This window comes from Bowdeniella nasicola, from assembly GCF_900107735.1.
Taxonomy (GTDB): Bacteria; Actinomycetota; Actinomycetes; order Actinomycetales; family Actinomycetaceae; genus Bowdeniella; species Bowdeniella massiliensis.
Map to the genome: position 1 here is coordinate 1 of NZ_FNQV01000014.1, position 16,644 is coordinate 16,644.

Below are 16,644 nucleotides of genomic sequence, written 5' to 3' on the forward strand. Positions count from 1 at the left end.
GAATATGCCAATCGTGAGTGATCATCAATGGCGTGATGCAGGAATGAATAGCCACGACCTTGCTTCTTGTTGTTTCTATTGCCGAGGGTTCTGCCGAGCATGCGATGCCCACCACCGTCAGGGATCCGACCGAGTTTCTTGATATCCACGTGCACGAGCTCGCCCGGACGAGTCATCTCGTAGCGCAATGGTTTGGGTTTGCGGATTGGTAAGCCTGTGGCCTGGTCGATGTGGTCAAGGCGTGGCATCCGGTATCGCTCGAGAACCCGGCCGACGGTCGAGCGCGGCCATCCTCGCCAGTGTAGGCGCGGCGCGATTTTCCGCAACGCACCGCCCGAGCCGGTAAGCTCAAGGCGTGCATCTCAAAACGCTGACGCTGCGCGGCTTTAAGTCGTTCGCGTCTGCGACGACCCTGAAATTCGAGCCGGGCATCACGTGCGTCGTCGGGCCGAACGGGTCCGGTAAATCCAACGTCGTCGACGCCCTCGCCTGGGTCATGGGCGAGCAGGGCGCCAAGGCGCTGCGCGGCGGGAATATGGCCGACGTCGTCTTCGCGGGAACGAGCTCGCGGCCGGCGCTCGGGCGCGCCGAAGTTTCGCTCACGATTGATAACACCGACGGGGCGCTGCCGATCGACTACTCCGAGGTGACGATCTCGCGCACGCTGTTTCGCTCCGGCGGCTCGGAGTATGCGATCAACGGCACGGCGTGCCGGCTGCTGGACATCCAAGAGCTGCTCTCCGATACCGGCATGGGGCGCCAGATGCACGTCATCGTGGGGCAGGGACAGCTCGACGCCGTGCTGCATGCCACGCCCGAGGAGCGGCGGGGCTTCATCGAGGAAGCCGCGGGCGTCCTCAAGCATCGCCGGCGCAAGGACCGCGCGCTGCGCAAATTGGAGACGATGGCCGCGAACCTCAACCGGCTGGAGGACCTCACCGCGGAGATTCGGCGGCAGCTCGGGCCGCTCGCGCGGCAGGCCGACGTGGCGCGGCGCGCGCAGGTGATCCAGGCGGACCTGCGCGATGCGAAATCGCGGCTATATGCCGACGATTACGCGCAGCTGAGCGCGCAACTGGCCAGCGAGTCCCAGGGCGAGCGGGAGCTGGGCGAGCAGCGGGCAGCGGCGCAGGCCGAGCTAGGGCGGTTGCGCGGGGTCCTCGCCGAGCTCGAGGCGGCGGCGCAGACGGCCGGGCCGCGGGTGCGCGCGGCGGCCGATACCGTCGTGGCGCTGACGACGCTGCGCGAACGGCTCGGATCGATCCAGAGCCTCGCGCGCGAACGGGCCCGCTTCCTTGACGCCCCCGCGCCGACGTTTTCCGGCCCGGACCCCGAAGAGCTCGAGGGCCAGGCGCGCTCGGCGCGGGCCGCCGAGGCCGAACTGCACGGCGAGCAGGAGGCGGCCGAGCAGGCGCTAGCCGGGGCGAGCGAGCGGCGCGGTGCGGCCGAGGAGGCCGAACGCACCGCCGAGCATCGGCTCGCTGCTGTGCACCTCGGGGTGGCGGATCGACGCGAGGGGCTGGCGCGGCTCGCCGGCCAGGTCGCGGCGCGCGAGTCACGCATCGAGGCGGCGCGCGCGGAGCGGGGCCGGCTGGCCGCCTCCCTCGTCGAAGCCGAAGAACGCGCCCGAGCCGCCGAGGCGGACTACAGCGAGCTGGAACGTGACATCGCCGCGAGTGTCGGCGTCGGCGAGGATCTGGAGGCCGCGCATGCCCGCGCGCTCGCAGCCGCCGATACCGCCGACCGCAGCGCCAAGCAGCTTGCGGAGGCCGAACGCGCCGAGCGCTCGCGCGTCCAGGTGGCGACGGCGCAGATGGACACGCTCGCGCTCTCGCTCGATCGGCGCGATGGGACCGCCCAGCTCGTCGCCGACGGGCATGCGGCCGTGCTGGTGCCGCAGGCGATCAGCGTCGCCGAGCCGTGGCGTGCCGCGATCGCGGCGGCGCTGGGCGACTTTGCGGAGGCGGCGCTCACCGCGGACCTCGCGGCCGCGCTGGCGGCGCTGGATCACGCCCGAGCGGCCGATGCGGGCAGTGTGCGCCTCGCGCACGCGGGCGCACGCGCAGGCACGGGCGCACGCGCGCGCGAGGAGGCGCAGGCAGCAAGCGCCGCTGAACCGGAGACGCATGAGCAGGGACGACGGGCCGGTGAGCGCGAGGTGCCCGCGGGCCTGACTGCGGCGCTGGACGTCGTCGAGGTGAAGGAGCCGCAATACGCCGCGGCGATCACCGCGCTGCTGAGTCGAACCGCGCTCGCGGCCGACCTCGCCGAGGCGCGTGATATCGCCGCCGCGCACCCGCACCTGCGGATCGTCACCGCGGCCGGTGACGTCATCGATGGGGCGCGCGTCAGCGGCGGGGGGAGCGCCGCCGGCTCACTTATCGAACTTCAGGCCCGCTACGACGAGGCCGCCGAAGCCGGCGCCGCAGCCGAGGCGCGCGCCGGCGAGCTGCAGCGCGAGCGCGAGGCCGCGGACGCCGCCGCCGAGGAGGCCCGACGCGCCGTCGCGGCTAGCCTGAGCGCCGTACGCGATGCGGACGCCAGCGCCGCGCAAGCGAACCAGAAGTTGGCGCGCCTATCGGCGACGCTGCGTTCGGCGCAGGCGGAGGTCGAGCGCACCGGGCCCGCGATCGCCCGCCTCGATACCGAGCTCGCGGCGCACGCCGAGGAGCTTGCCGAGCTACGCGAGCGGCTCGTCGTCGCCGAAAAAGCGCCGCAGGATGCCGAGGCGGATCTCACCGAGGCGCAGCGCGAGCGCGATACGGCCGCCGAAGCAGCCACGCTCGCGCGCCGCGCGGAGACGGACGCGCGCCTGCAACTGCGCACGATCCAGGAGCGCGTGAGCGCGCTATCGGGCCGGGCGCAACAGCTCGCCGAAGCAGCCGAGGCGGAGCGCACGGCGCGCCGCCGCGCCGAGGAACGTCACCGTCGCCGTGAGGCCGCCGCCCGCGTCGCCGATGGTGTGCGCGCCGATGCCGACGCCGCCCTTGCCGCGATCGCCGAGTCCGTGGCGCGCGCCCAGGACGAGCGCGAGGCCGCCGAAGCCGCCCAGACCGAACACCAGCGCGAGCTCGCCGCCGCGCGCGCGGCGATCGACGACGCGAGCACGCGCCTGACCGAGCTCACCGACGCCGCCCACCGCGAGCAACTCGCCCGCGCGGAGCTGACCCTGCGCCTGGAGGCGCTCGCGACGCGCATCAGCGAGGAGCTCGCGCTCGATGCGGACACGCTCGTCGAGGAATTCGGGCCGCACATGCCGCTCGTCGAAGTCACAACGGACGCCGACGGCGAGGAGGTGCGCGTCGAGCAGCCGTATGTGCGCGAGCAGCAGGAAAAGCGCCTCAAGCGCGCTGAGCGTGACGTCGCGCGCCTCGGCAAGATCAACCCGCTCGCGCTGGAGGAGCATGCCGCGCTGAACGAGCGCCATAACTTCCTTGCCACGCAGGTCGCGGATATCAAGAAGTCGCGCGCCGATCTGCTGACGATCGTGCGCGAGATCGATGAGCGCGTTGAGCGCGTCTTCACCGAGGCCTATGCCGATACGGCGCGCGAGTTCACGGGCGTCTTCGACCGCCTGTTTCCCGGCGGCGAGGGGCGCCTCGTGCTGACGGACCCCGAGGACATGCTCACCACCGGCATCGAGGTGGAGGCGCGGCCCGCGGGCAAGAAGGTCAAGCGACTCTCGCTGCTGTCCGGCGGGGAGCGCTCGCTCACGGCCATCGCGCTGCTCGTCGCGATCTTTAAGGCTCGGCCCTCGCCGTTTTACGTCATGGACGAGGTCGAGGCGGCGCTCGATGACCGCAACCTGGACCGCCTGCTCGGCATCTTCGCCGAGCTGCAGCGCGACTCCCAGCTCATCGTCATCACGCACCAAAAGCGCACGATGGAGATCGCCGACGCCCTGTACGGCGTCTCGATGCGCGACGGGGTATCTGCCGTTATTTCGCAGCGGCTCTAGGGCTGGCGCTGCCCGCCGCGCCGCGCAAGGCTCGACCCCACGACGTAACCCGCGACTCCGGCGGCGAGCACGATCACGATGCCCCACCCGCGCGCGGCCGCGGTGAGGTCTGGCGAGCGCCCGGCAACGACGCTCACGACGAACACCACGAGCGCCGCCACGGCGATCAGGCCGCGCAGCGCGGAATGTGGCCGATGCTGCTGGTAGGCGACCATGCCGCCGAGCCCGGCCCACAGCAGCGCAACGAGCACCAGCGCAAACGCGATGGGTGCGAGGCTAGCCATGAGGCCAGTCTAAATCTCGTTTGGGCGCGCGGCGATTCTCGGCGACAATGGGGGCATGACTGGCCAAGATTACGCCCTCATTGCCGGACTCGTCGTCATCCTCCTGCTCGGTATTGTCGCGCTCGTTGCCGGGGTGCGAAAATCGCGCCGCGCCCAGCTGCCGCCCGAGCAGCGCAGCCCGTTCCCGGGCGGGGCCGGCGCCGAAACCGGCGAGCGCGATCAGCCGCCACTGACCGATCCGGCCGGTGGCGCGGGCGCAGGCGCGGGCGCGGGTACGGGCGCGGGCGTTTCGGCCCCGACGCTGGAGCGCCCCGAGGCCGCCGGCACGCGTTTCCAGCGCCTGAAGGCGCGCCTGTCGCGCTCCGGAGCGCTCGGCAACCGCCTGCTCGCGATCCTGTCGCGCGGCGATCTGCGCGAGGAGGACTGGGAGGAGATCGAGGAGACGCTCCTCATGGCTGACCTTGGCCTTGGCCCGACGACGGAGCTCATGGACCACCTGCGCACCCAGGCCAAGGTGCTCGGCACGAGCGATCCGGCAGCGATCCAGGGCGTGCTGCGCGCCGAGCTGCTGCGCCTGGTCGATCCCAGCATGGATCGCGCACTGAAGATTGAGCACGTCGTCGGCGACGACGGCGAGAAGCACCCCGCGAGCATCCTCGTTGTCGGAGTCAACGGCGCCGGCAAGACGACGACGGTCGGCAAGATCGCGCGCGTCCTCGTCGCCGAGGGCCACGACGTCGTGCTCGGCGCCGCCGATACCTTCCGCGCTGCCGCCGTCCAGCAGCTCTCCACGTGGGGCGAGCGCGTGGGCGTGCCCGTCGTGAAAAGCGATAAGGAGGGCGCCGATCCGGCATCGGTCGCGTTCGAGGCCGTGCGCCAGGGGGCGGCCGACGGCGCCGACGTCGTGCTCGTCGATACCGCTGGGCGCCTGCAAAACAAGGCCCACCTCATGGACGAACTCGGCAAGATCAAGCGGGTGATGTCGCGCAAGGCGCCGGTGCGCGAGGTGCTGCTCGTCCTTGATGCGACGACGGGCCAAAACGGCATGCGCCAGGCGCAGGTCTTCTCCGAGGCCGTCGACGTTACCGGCATCGTGCTAACGAAGCTCGATGGTTCGGCCAAGGGCGGGATCGTCGTGGCCGTGCAGCGTGAGCTCGGCGTCCCCGTGAAGTTCGTCGGACTTGGCGAGGGTGCGGACGACCTCGCGCCGTTTGACGCCGAGGGCTTCGTCGACGCGATCCTCGCCGGCTAAGCGGCGGCCCGCCGCGAGGCTGCTCGGCCCCGGCCGCGAGGTTGCGCGGGCTCAGAAGATATGGCCCGTCGGCTTCCCGTCGATCACGAGTTCATGCGTGATGCGACCGTCGATGACGCCGCCGTCTGCGTTGCCAAGGTTGACCATGACGCCGTCTTTCCACTGGGCGAGCTCGCCGGGCGCGAAGGTCACCTCCCAGCGGTAGTCGACCTTGCCGATCTGCCAGGGTTTGGCGTTGATGACGTCGAGGGTCTTCGTGACGTTGGTGTAGTTGGGGTTGCCCTGGGTCAGCAGAACACTGCGGAGGCGGGAGGTCGAGCCGGAGGCGCGGCGGGTTTCGACGACGACGGTGCCGCCGGTATCCGCCGCGGGATCCCGTAGTTGTCGATGGCCTGGTCCGGCCGGCAGCCGGGGGGAGTGGGCGTTTCGAAGGCTTTGATCCAAGAATGCGCGTCGTTCACATACCCCACAATGCCGGTAAGGCCGTACCAGCCGACGGTCCAGGAGTGCTTGTTAAAGCCGCCCGCGCAGCGGGAGGCGGCAAAGGCGGGTGCGCTGGTGGCAGCGATGATGGCAGGAACGCCCCATGCGCTGCCGGCGACGACGCTGCGTCGGTTAACCCCGGGGCTCGAATCGGGACGTGTCATGATGACTCCTTGGGTTCGTGCTCGGGGCACGTTCGCCCGCACCCCCTAATGTATACGATATTGTAACGAGCGGCGGGTGGGGTGAGAAGACCTCCGGCGGCGAACGCAATAGACTATGGGGCAGATATGCCCGGATACCTCATCAGGTAAGGATTTTTCGTGTTCGCAACGCTTTCTGACCGGATTACCGCGTCGTTTAAAAACCTGCGCGGCAAGGGGCGGCTGACCGACGCCGACATCGATACGACGATCGGGGAGATCAGGCGCGCGCTACTCGATGCCGACGTCGCGCTGCCGGCCGTGCGGGCCTTTACCTCCCAGGTGCGGGAAAAGGCGCGCGGCGTGGAGGTCTCCGCGGCGCTGAACCCCGGCCAGCAGATCATCAAGATCGTCAACGAGGAACTGATCGAAATCCTCGGCGGCGCCACCCGCGAACTGCGCTTTGCCAAAACTGGCCCGACTGTCATCATGCTGGCGGGCCTGCAGGGTGCGGGTAAGACGACGCTCGCCGGCAAGCTCGGCAAGTGGCTGCGCGAATCCGGTCACACGCCGCTGCTCGTAGCCTCCGACCTGCAGCGCCCCAACGCGGTGACGCAGCTGCAGGTCGTGGGCGAGCAGGCGGGGGTACCCGTGTGGGCGCCCGAGCCCGGCAACGGCGTCGGTGATCCGGTCGAGGTGGCGCGCAGCGGCCTCGCGACGGCGAAATCGCGGCTGCACGACGTCGTCATCGTCGATACCGCGGGCCGGCTCGGCGTCGATCAAGAAATGATGCAGCAGGCGATCGACATTCGCGACGCCGTCCACCCCGACGAAATCCTGTTCGTCCTCGATGCGATGATAGGCCAGGACGCCGTGCACACCGCCGAGGCATTCCGCGACGGCGTCGGCTTCACGGGCGTCGTGCTGTCCAAGCTCGATGGCGATGCGCGCGGTGGTGCGGCGCTGTCCGTGCGGACCGTGACGGGCGTGCCCGTGCTGTTTGCCTCCACCGGTGAAAAGCTCGGGGACTTCGAGCGCTTCCACGCCGACCGCATGGCGTCGCGAATCCTCGACATGGGCGACGTCATGACCCTGATCGAACAGGCCGAAAAGGCCTTCGATGAGGGCGAGGCCGAAAAGATGGCCGAGAAGCTCGGGCAGGGCGCGTTCACGCTCGATGACTTCCTCAGCCAGCTCGGCCAGCTGCGGCGCATGGGCTCGATGAAGAAGATGCTTGGAATGCTGCCCGGCATGGGGCAGCTGCGCGATGAGCTCGATAACTTCGACGAGCGCGAAGTGGATCGGATCGAGGCGATCGTGCGATCGATGACGCCCGCCGAGCGCGCGAATGTCAAGATCCTGAACGGCTCGCGGCGCTCGCGCATTGCGCGCGGTTCGGGCACGACGGTGGCGGAGATTAACGCCTTCGTCGAACGCTATTTGCAGGCCAAGACGATGATGGAGTCGATGGCGCGCTCCGGCGGGGGCATGGGCGGCCCCGGCGGTATGGGCGGCCTTGGCGGCATGCCGGGGATGGGGAACATGCCCGGGATGGGCAAGAAGGCACGCGGGCGTCAGGCCCCCGCGAAGAAGCGTCCCAAGGGCAAGTCGGGTAACCCGGCGAAGCGGGCGCGCCAGGAAGCCGAGATGGAGCGCAAGGCGCGCCAGCGGGCCGAAGAGGCGAGCAAACCGAAGCCGAAGGGCTCGAGCTTCGGGCTGGGTTCGCTCGGCTCGGCCGCGGGCGCCGACCAGTCCTTCGAAGTGCCCGAAGGCCTCGAGAAGTTCCTGAAGAAGTAGGCGCACGCCGTGGCGCGCGTGGTGGCCCTATCGGGCCGCGTCGTTCTTAATTCCGGGCAGAGCGCTTCGCGCGCCTGGCTCGTCGATGGGCGGTTGACGCTGCGCGATCCGGCGGGCGCAGGCAGCGCGGAAAGCAGGGGCGCGGGGGCTCCCGACGCGGAGCTCACCGGCTGGTTCTATCCCGGGCTCGTCGACGTCCACTGCCATATTGGGCTTGGTAGCGAGGGCCCCGTCGCCCGCGAGACGGCGGTGACGCAAGCGCGCGCCGACTTGGCTGCGGGGACGTTGCTCGTGCGCGATGCGGGCGCGCAGGCCGATACGCACTTCCTGGATGGGCGAGGCGACGTGCCCGTCATCATTCGCGCCGGGCAGCACGTCGCACGCCCGAAGCGTTACCTGCGGCACCTGGCCGTCGAACTAGACGAGGCGGCAGACCTGCCCGAGGAAGTGGCGCGGCAAGCGCGGGCGGGCGACGGCTGGGTCAAGATCGTCGCCGACTGGATTGACCGCTCGGCGGGACAGGAGGCCGTCGTCGCGCCACTGTGGGAACCGGCGGTGCTCGCCGATGCCGTGGCTGCGGCGCATGAGGCGGGGGCGCGGATGACCGCGCACGCATTTTCCACCGAGGCGATTGGCCCGCTGCTGGAGGCGGGCATCGACTGCATCGAGCATGGATCCGGAATGCTGGAGGAGCACATTTCCGAGGCTGCGGCGCGCGGCGTGGCGGTGACTCCGACGCTCGTGCAATCGGCGAACTTTGCCGAGTTCGCGGCCGCCGGGCAGGCGAAGTTCCCGGCTTACGCGGCGCAGATGCGCTGGCTTTACGAACGGCGGTTTGCGCTCCTTGCGCAGCTGGTGGACGCCGGAGTGCAGATTCTGCCCGGCTCGGATGCCGGCGGCACGTTGGCGCATGGGACGCTTCCGGATGAGCTTGCGCTGTGGGCTGAGGCCGGGCTGTCCGCAGGCGACATTATGGATTTCGCGACGTGGCGGGCGCGGGCGTATCTGGCGTCGGGGCCGGGCGCGGGTGCGGTGCAGGCGGGCGCGACCGGCTTGATCGACGGCGCGATGGCTGATGTCGTGCACTACGAGCAGGATCCGGCGGAGCTGCTGGCGGCCGGTGCGTTGACGCCGACGACCGTCGTGCGTGCGGGCGAGCATAGCGGCGCATAGCTAGGCGCAGCGAAACGGCCTCTCCCGACGATTTGGGAGAGGCCGTTTCTTGTTGTGGGCGCGTGTGAGTGCGGCGCCTGTTACGGAGGTGAGCAGCGCGGTGCCAATTGTGGCGCCGCCTGCGGTGGTGGGACGACTTCCGGTGGTGATGCTGCTTGCAGTAGTGGGGCGGCCTGCGTCGGTGGCGCGGCTTCCGGTGGTGGCGTTGCGAGCATCTGGTGGCTCGGAGTCGATGACGAGATTGCCGGGGATGGCGGCGGACGTGCCGGGGCGTGCGTCGGCGGTGGATTCGCGGGCGGTGATTGACCGGCAGGTGGGTTTGCATGGGGGATGTGCTCCCGGGCCGGGCCTGCGGGGGCGGAGTTTCTTGGTGCCGAGGTGAACTCGCCGCGACGGCTCGGGATCGAACTTCGGCTCGAGGATCGAGGTGGCGAACTGTCCGGTATCGGAGACTGGGCTGGGGCCGGCCCCGGGGCTTGAGTCATGTCCGGGGCTTGAGTCGGTTCCGGGGCGTGGCGCAGCGGCTGGGTCGGTGCTGGCTCGTGGCCGAGAGGTTGGGTCGGTCCCGGGTCACGGTGCGTGGTGTGGCGGTGAGAAGACGATGCTTCGCGGCGCTCAAGAGCTCGTAGGGCACCCTCGGCAGCGCGTTCGGCACGTTCAGCTAGTTCAGCCCGGCCGATGAGAGCAAGTTCGGTGCGGTCGGCTAGGGCGGCACTCGTCGGGTCAGCGTGACCAGCGCGGGAGGGCGATCCCGAGTGGGAGGAGTGCTTCGGGGAGGGCGCCGGGGAGGACGTGGGGCCGAAGCGCTCGTGGAAGATGGGGCGCTGGCGTGCGTCGACGCGGATGGGCGGAATGATGGCGGGCAGGCCGTCGGCCGAGACGGTAATCGAGTAGCGCTCCGGGTCGCCCACCGGGTGTTCCGTGATCCAGTGGTGGTGAGGGCACAGCGTCGCGAGGTTCGTGAGGTCCGTTGGCCCGCCGTCCCGCCACGAGGTGATGTGCGCGATTTCGCAGAGGGCGGCGTGCGTGGTGCAGCCCGGGTAGACGCAGCCGCCGTCGCGCGCGTTGACGATGGTGCGCAGGCGCTCATCGGCGAGGCGTTTGGTGCGGCCGAGGTCAAACTGGCCGCGATAACGAGCTTGGACGAAGGCGCGCAGTTGGCGCGGGCTCGGATGCTCGGGCAGGTCGGCCGTTGCGCTGGCGGCTGCGGGGTGGGGGCCGTCGGCTGCGGGGCGGGTGCCGGCGGTTGCGGGGTGGGGGCCGGTGGCTTCGGAGGTGGCATTGGGGTTGGGGTCGGACAGGAGTTCGCGCGCCGACGGGTAGCGGGCGTTGTCCTCCCGACACAACTCAAGGAGCGCGTCCGCCAGGCGCTGACGTAGCGGCACCGCAGCCCCGGGGGCGCGGGCGTTCAGGCGCGCGGCGCGCCTGGTGCGGGCGCGGCGGCCCAGGGCCTCGGTGATGATGTCACCGGCCGCGGCCGTGTGGTCGAGCCCCAGCCGGAAGGCCGGCCCGTGCTGGCTCATTCGCACGCCGCGGCGTTCGTGGGCGGCGCGGGCGCGTTTGGCGCGCTCAGCCTTCGATCGCTTCGCCGCTTCGCCGTCGTAGCGATGCTTCAGTGCCTCAGCGTGGCGCTGGAAGTAGGTGGGGGTGAGGCGCTGCGCGTCGGCGATAAGTGCCGTTTGGATGCTCGCGAGTTCGGTGGCGTCGGCGATGAGGGGACGCAGGTGGTCGATCGTGAACTCGGCGGTGACGCGGTTTGCGCGGCTGATGCGGCCACTGCGGTAGGCCTCCAAGAGCTCGGGATGGCGCATCGAGCGGTGTGCGCCAAGGACGATCCCCTCACATTCGCGCGTTGGCAGGTGTTCGAATTCGGCGAGGACGTCGGCGACGTCGTGGCCCTCGCTGCGCGCAGCCTTGGCGGCGTCGGCGGCGGCGAGGATGCGCAGTTTTGCAGTGGCGACGCTGCGCTCAAGGGCAAGGATCTCGCGCGTGAGGGCAAGTTTGGTCTGCTTGGATTGCATCGCGATGCCGGCGCTCGCGGCGCGGGCGAGCAGCTCGCGGGCGGCGGTGAACTCCGCGTAGGTGATCGGTGCAACAGCAGACATGTACGCCAGCATGCGGGCTCGCGGCGCACCTGTCGAGGGGGTCAACGCTGGCTGTGGATAACTCCTAGGTGCGGGAGTACAACAGGCGGCCAGCGCCGATGACCGCCTCGCGGGGCGGCGTGCGCACGAGCGCGTCGAGCGGATTCATCGCGTCGATAAGGACAATGTCCGCCCGGCAGCCCGGGGCGAAACCCGGTGCGTTGCTGGTGGGCGCGCTGGTGGAGGCGGTGTCTGGGGTGGTGGCGGTGCCGGGGGCGGGGACGTGATCGTCGTCGGTCACCAGCGAGGATGCGCGCGCGAACTGCCAGGCGATGCCGAGCGTGTCCAGGAGGAGGCCGCCGGGGGCAGTTCGGCGCGATGAGCCCGGGCGCGCACGGTTACGCGCGCGGGCGGGCGCGGGTGCGGGTGCATGTGCGGGGTGCGCGCGGGCGCGCGAGGGCCGGCGTCCCGGGGATAGGGTGTCGTCATGACGGATGAGGCGCTCGCGGGCTTTAGTGCGGCAACGCGCCACTGGTTTGAGGCCGTTTTTTCCGCGCCAACGGCGGCACAGGCTGGGGCGTGGCAGGCAATCACTCGCGGTGAGGACACCCTCGTCGTCGCCCCCACGGGTTCCGGTAAGACGCTCGCCGCATTCTTGTATGCGCTCGATCAGACGCTCGCGCCGAGCGGTGGCAGCGGCACGGCGAGCGGACGAGGCGTCGTCGCAGAGCAGGATACGGACGGGGCAGAGCGTGAGTGTGGCGTCGGCGTCGTCTATATTTCGCCGCTCAAAGCGCTCGGGACGGATATTGAGCGGAATTTGCGCTCGCCGCTCGTCGGGATTGCGCGCAGTGCGGCGCAGCTCAGGCAGGCGACGCGCGAGGTGCGGGTCGGGGTGCGGACGGGGGATACGCCCGCGGCCGAGCGGCGGCGGCAGGTCTCGCAGCCGCCGGACATTCTCATTACGACGCCCGAGTCGCTGTATCTGCTGCTGACAAGTGCCGCGCGCGAGACGCTGCGGGACGTCCACACCGTGATCATCGACGAGATTCATGCGGTGGCCGGCACGAAGCGGGGTTCGCACTTAGCGGTGTCGTTGGCGCGGCTCGATGCGTTGCAGCGAGGCGCGGATGAGGCGGCTCGGCTGTCGGACAGGGGGCGGCGGCCGCAACGTATTGGGCTATCGGCGACCGTGCGGCCCGTCGAGACCGTAGCGCGGTTCCTTGGTGGCGCGCAGCCGGTCACCGTCGTGGACCCGCAGGCGCGGCGGGACCTCGAGCTTTCGGTGCGGGTGCCGGTTCCGGACATGACCGATCTGGCCGGGATCCCGGGGCAAGCGACAGGTGCGGAGCAGAGGCGGAACGTGACGCCGCGGCTTGACGAGCTAGCCGATCCGCGGCTCGCGGGCGTTGGGCACGAGTCGGACGCGCGGGCTCGGGATGCTGACGTCGAGGCTGGCGGACGGGGGAGCGTCGAGGCGGAGGACGCTGACGCGGGGGTAGTCGGGGAGCGCGGGCCCTCGCTGTGGCCGCACATTGAGGCCGAGATCGCCCAGCTCGTCGCCGCGCACACATCGACCATCGTGTTTACGAACTCTCGCGGGCAGGCCGAGCGGCTCACGGCGCGGCTCAACGAGGCCGCCGTCGCCGAGGGCGGCGAGGAGTACGCGCGGGCGCATCACGGCTCGGTGTCCAAGGAGCAGCGCGCGACAATCGAGGATGCGCTCAAATCCGGTGAGCTGAGATGCGTCGTCGCGACGAGTTCGCTGGAGCTCGGCATCGATATGGGGGACGTCGACCTCGTCATTCAGGTAGCGACGCCGCCGTCGGTTGCGTCGGGACTGCAGCGCGTCGGGCGCGCGGGGCATCAGGTCGGCGAGATCAGCCGCGGCGTGTTTTTTCCGACGCATCGCGCCGACGTCGTCGGAAGTGCCGTCATCGTTCATCGGATGCGTGCCGGGCTGATTGAGGCGCTCGCGCCGCCCGCCAATCCGCTCGACATTTTGGCGCAGCAGACGGTGGCCGCCGCCGCGATGGATGACCTCGACGTCGAGGAGTGGTTTGCGCTGCTGCGCACTACGTTGCCGTTCGCGACGCTGCCACGCAGCCTGTACGAGGCAACGCTCGACATGCTCGCGGGGCGGTATCCGAGCGACGATTTCGCGGAATTGCGGCCGCGCCTCGTGTGGGATCGAACGGCCGGGGTGCTGAGCGGGCGGCCCGGGGCGCAGCGGCTCGCCGTCACGAGCGGTGGCACGATTCCCGACCGTGGGCTCTTCCCCGTCTACCTCGCGGGGCCCGGCACCGAGGCTGCGGAGGCGGAGGCCGGGACCGTCGTTGGTGGGACGGCGGCCGGGGCCGGTGGGGGACGCGGGGCCGGGGCGCGGCGCGCGCCCATGCGCGTAGGCGAACTCGATGAGGAGATGGTCTATGAGTCGCGCGCGGGGGACGTCATTGCGCTCGGGGCAAGCAGTTGGCGAATCACCGAGATCACTCATGACCGCGTGAGCGTCATCCCAGCGCCCGGGCTGCCGGGCAAGGTGCCGTTCTGGCACGGCGAGGGCGGTGGCCGCGGCGCCGAACTCGGGGAGGCCGTCGGGCAGTTCGTGCGCGAGCTCGGGGCGCTCATCTCTTCCTCGCGCCGCGACGTCGGCGGGGAGACTGGTGCGGCGTTGGGGCTGGCGGATCTGGATGAGTACGCGCGGCAGAATCTCGCGTCGTATATCGCGGAGCAAAAGGCCGCGACGGGCGTGCTGCCCTCGGATCGGACGCTCGTCATCGAACGCTTCGAAGACGAACTGGGCGATTGGCGGATCGTGCTGCTCTCGCCCTACGGGCTGAAGGTGCACGCGCCGTGGGCGCTCGCGATCGGGGAGCGCGTCGAGGAACGCTACGGCACCGCCGGGGACGTGCAGGCCAGCGACGACGGGATCGTCATGCGGCTGCCGCGCACCGACGAGCCGCCGCAGATCGCCTCGCTTGTGACCTTTGACGCTGATGAGATCGAGGACATCGTCGTGCGTAGGCTCGGCGGATCGGCGCTGTTTGCGTCGCGATTTCGGGAGTGCGCGGCGCGCGCCCTGCTGCTGCCGAGGCGCTATCCGGGCAAGCGTTCGCCGCTGTGGGCCCAGCGCCGGCGCGGTGCCCAACTGCTTGATGTGGCGCGTCAACACAGCGATTTTCCGATCATTTTTGAGACGCTGCGCGAATGCCTGCACGACGTGTACGACGTCGGGGCGTTGGCGCGGTTGCTCACGCGGATTGCGGCGCGGGAGGTTTCCCTCCTGGAGGTCGAAACGCGCGTCGCCTCGCCGTTTGCGCAAGCGCTACTGTTCTCTTACGTCGGGCAGTTTTTGTACGAGGGCGATCAGCCGCTTGCCGAGAGGAAAGCGGCCGTGCTTGCGCTCGATCCTTCGCTGCTCGACGATCTGCTGGGGCGGGCGCGGCTGCGCGAGCTCTTCGACGCGGACATCATCGCGCAGGTCGCGGCCGACCTGCAGCGGCTGAGCGAGCAGCGGCGGTTGCCGGCAAGCGCCGAGTCCGTCGCCGACCTGCTGCGGTTACTAGGGCCGCTATCGGCGGACGCGATCGCCGCACGGCTTACTTGGGATGGGGCCGGCGCAGCGGGTGGCGGCGATGAGGATCCGTCGGGAGATACCGCACGGGTGGCGGTACGGGCCTGGATCGAGGAGCTGGTGGCGGCCGGGCGCGCCGTGGCCGTGCGGCTGGCGGGCCAGGAGGTCGTCGTCGCGATCGAGGATGCCGCACAACTTCGGGACGTGTACGGCGTCGTGCTCCCGCAGGGGATAGCGCGCACGTTCCTTGAGCCGGCCGTGGCGCCGCTGCGGGGCGTCGTCGGACGATATGCGAGAACGCACGGGCCGTTCACGCTCGAGCAGGCCGCCGCGGATCTGGGGCTCGCCGTCGGCGTCGTGGAACATGCGCTCATGGATTTGAAGGATGCCGCGCGCGTGACCGATGGCGAATTTACGCCCGGGGTGAGCGGGACGGAGTGGGTCGATGCGCGGGTGCTGCAGACTATCCGGCGACGGTGTCTAGCGGCGCTGCGAGCCGAGGTCGAGCCCACCTCGCAGCGGGCCTACGCCAAGTTCTTGCCGACGTGGCAGCACCTCGCGGCGCCGGGCTCTGGTACCGACGCACTGCTGACCGCGATCGATCAGCTCGCGGGCGTGGCGCTGCCCGCCTCGGCGTGGGAGTCGCTCGTGCTGCCGGCGCGCGTCGCCGATTATGCGCCGCATCTGCTCGATGCTGCGCTCAGCTCCGGCGAGGTGCTCGTCACCGGGGCGGGGCGGCTCGGCGGCGATGACGCGTGGATCGCGTTCCACCTGGCCGAGGCCGCCGATCTCACGCTGACGGAGCCGAACGCGGCCGTGGCGCCCGGCGTGCAGCAGGCCATCGCCGAGGTGCTGGCGGGCGGCGGCGGTTTTCGGCACGCCGAGATTGCGGCGGCGCTTGCGGAGGCGGGCGTGGCGGCGAGCGGCGAGGAGATCACCGAGGCGCTGTGGGAGCTGTTCTTCGCGGGGCACGTGACGAACGATTCGCTAGCGCCAATTCGCTCGCTGCTGCGGCGCGGCGGAGCACACAAAGCGAAGGCGCCGACACCCGTGGCGCGCAATTCACTGCGGCGTGGTGCGGGGCGGCTGCGACCCGCGCGGCTGGGGCGCGGGAGCCTCACGACTGCGGCGGTGCGCGGTGCGATGACGGTCGCCTCCGAGCGGGCGGCCGGGCGCTGGTCGCTCGTGCGGCGCGGCGAGCTCGAACCCGCCATTCGGGCGGCCGCGACCGCTGAGCTCATGCTTGACCGGCACGGCGTCGTGACGCGTGGATCGCTCATCCGCGAGGACGTGCCGGGCGGTTTTGCGGCGCTCTACCGCGTCCTTGCGGCGATGGAGGATGCGGGCGCGGTGCGGCGGGGCCACTTCATCTCCCACCTTGGGGGCGCCCAGTTCGCCGCGGCAAGCACGGTGGATCTGCTGCGCGAGACGGCACGCGAACTCGATGACGCGGAAGCGCGGGCGGCGGATTCGGCGCAGGCCGGCAGTGAGGATGCGGGGCCTCGAGTCCTCGCGCTCGCAGCCTCCGATCCGGCCAATGCCTACGGCGCGGCCCTCGCATGGCCCGAGGCGATCAGCCTCGACGAGGACGCCGCGCGCCACCGTCCCGCGCGCCGAGCCGGCGGCGTCGTGCTGCTACGCGAGGGGGACCTGCTCTCCTACGTCGAACGCGGCGGCAAATCGCTCCTCGTCTTTCGCGATGACGAGGCGTCGCTCGCCGATGTTGGGCCTGCGATCGCGTCGGTCGTCGCTGCCGGAGCCTTGTCGAGGGTCACGATTGAGACGGTCGCGGGACTTTCGATTCACGCGCGGCACCCCCTTCCGGAGGCGGTTAAGGCCTCGCTCGCGCAGGCGGGCTTTACCGCGACGCCGAAGGGAATGCGCCTGCGGGCGTGA

Annotated in this window: 9 protein-coding genes and 1 pseudogene; 5 read left to right on the plus strand and 5 right to left on the minus strand. The window is 70.5% G+C overall.

What is annotated here, in order from left to right; all coding sequences use genetic code 11:
- Positions 1-287: pseudogene (locus tag BLU67_RS10135) on the minus strand (IS481 family transposase); the annotation flags it as partial.
- A 68-nt stretch (positions 288-355) separates the two neighbouring features.
- On the opposite strand from BLU67_RS10135, the gene smc reads away from it, so the two are divergent.
- Positions 356-3,958, plus strand: coding sequence for a chromosome segregation protein SMC (gene smc / locus BLU67_RS10140; RefSeq protein WP_092565583.1), 3,603 nt, complete (start codon positions 356-358; stop codon positions 3,956-3,958).
- Here the strand turns inward: smc and BLU67_RS10145 are convergent.
- Positions 3,955-4,242 (minus strand): hypothetical protein, encoded by a 288-nt coding sequence (locus BLU67_RS10145; protein ID WP_092565585.1) that lies wholly within the window; start codon positions 4,240-4,242, stop codon positions 3,955-3,957. The genes smc and BLU67_RS10145 overlap by 4 nt on opposite strands.
- A 55-nt stretch (positions 4,243-4,297) precedes the next feature.
- Here BLU67_RS10145 and ftsY point away from each other — a divergent pair, with 55 nt between their 5' ends.
- Entirely contained in the window at positions 4,298-5,494 is a 1,197-nt protein-coding gene (gene ftsY, locus BLU67_RS10150) for a signal recognition particle-docking protein FtsY (RefSeq protein ID WP_092565587.1), read from the plus strand.
- A gap of 51 nt (positions 5,495-5,545) precedes the next feature.
- Here the strand turns inward: ftsY and BLU67_RS10155 are convergent, their stop codons facing one another.
- Complete coding sequence (locus BLU67_RS10155) at positions 5,546-5,938, minus strand: hypothetical protein (protein ID WP_092565588.1); 393 nt, start codon at positions 5,936-5,938, stop codon at positions 5,546-5,548.
- Between the two features lie 362 nt (positions 5,939-6,300).
- Between BLU67_RS10155 and ffh the strand changes: the two genes are divergently transcribed.
- Positions 6,301-7,917, plus strand: coding sequence for a signal recognition particle protein (gene ffh, locus BLU67_RS10160; RefSeq protein WP_092565590.1), 1,617 nt, complete (start codon positions 6,301-6,303; stop codon positions 7,915-7,917).
- Between the two features lie 9 nt (positions 7,918-7,926).
- Positions 7,927-9,090: an amidohydrolase family protein gene (locus tag BLU67_RS10165; RefSeq protein ID WP_092565592.1), complete on the plus strand. Its 1,164-nt coding sequence runs from the start codon at positions 7,927-7,929 to the stop codon at positions 9,088-9,090.
- An 80-nt stretch (positions 9,091-9,170) separates the two neighbouring features.
- Here the strand turns inward: BLU67_RS10165 and BLU67_RS10170 are convergent, their stop codons facing one another.
- Positions 9,171-11,195, minus strand: a complete 2,025-nt coding sequence (locus BLU67_RS10170) for an HNH endonuclease (RefSeq protein ID WP_143027402.1) — start codon at positions 11,193-11,195, stop codon at positions 9,171-9,173.
- A 64-nt stretch (positions 11,196-11,259) separates the two neighbouring features.
- Positions 11,260-11,706 carry a hypothetical protein gene (locus BLU67_RS12135; RefSeq protein WP_143027403.1) on the minus strand — a complete coding sequence of 149 codons (447 nt, stop codon included), beginning with the start codon at positions 11,704-11,706 and terminating at the stop codon, positions 11,260-11,262.
- Between BLU67_RS12135 and BLU67_RS10180 the strand changes: the two genes are divergently transcribed.
- Positions 11,662-16,644 carry an Lhr family helicase gene (locus tag BLU67_RS10180; RefSeq protein ID WP_092565598.1) on the plus strand — a complete coding sequence of 1,661 codons (4,983 nt, stop codon included), beginning with the start codon at positions 11,662-11,664 and terminating at the stop codon, positions 16,642-16,644. The genes BLU67_RS12135 and BLU67_RS10180 overlap by 45 nt on opposite strands.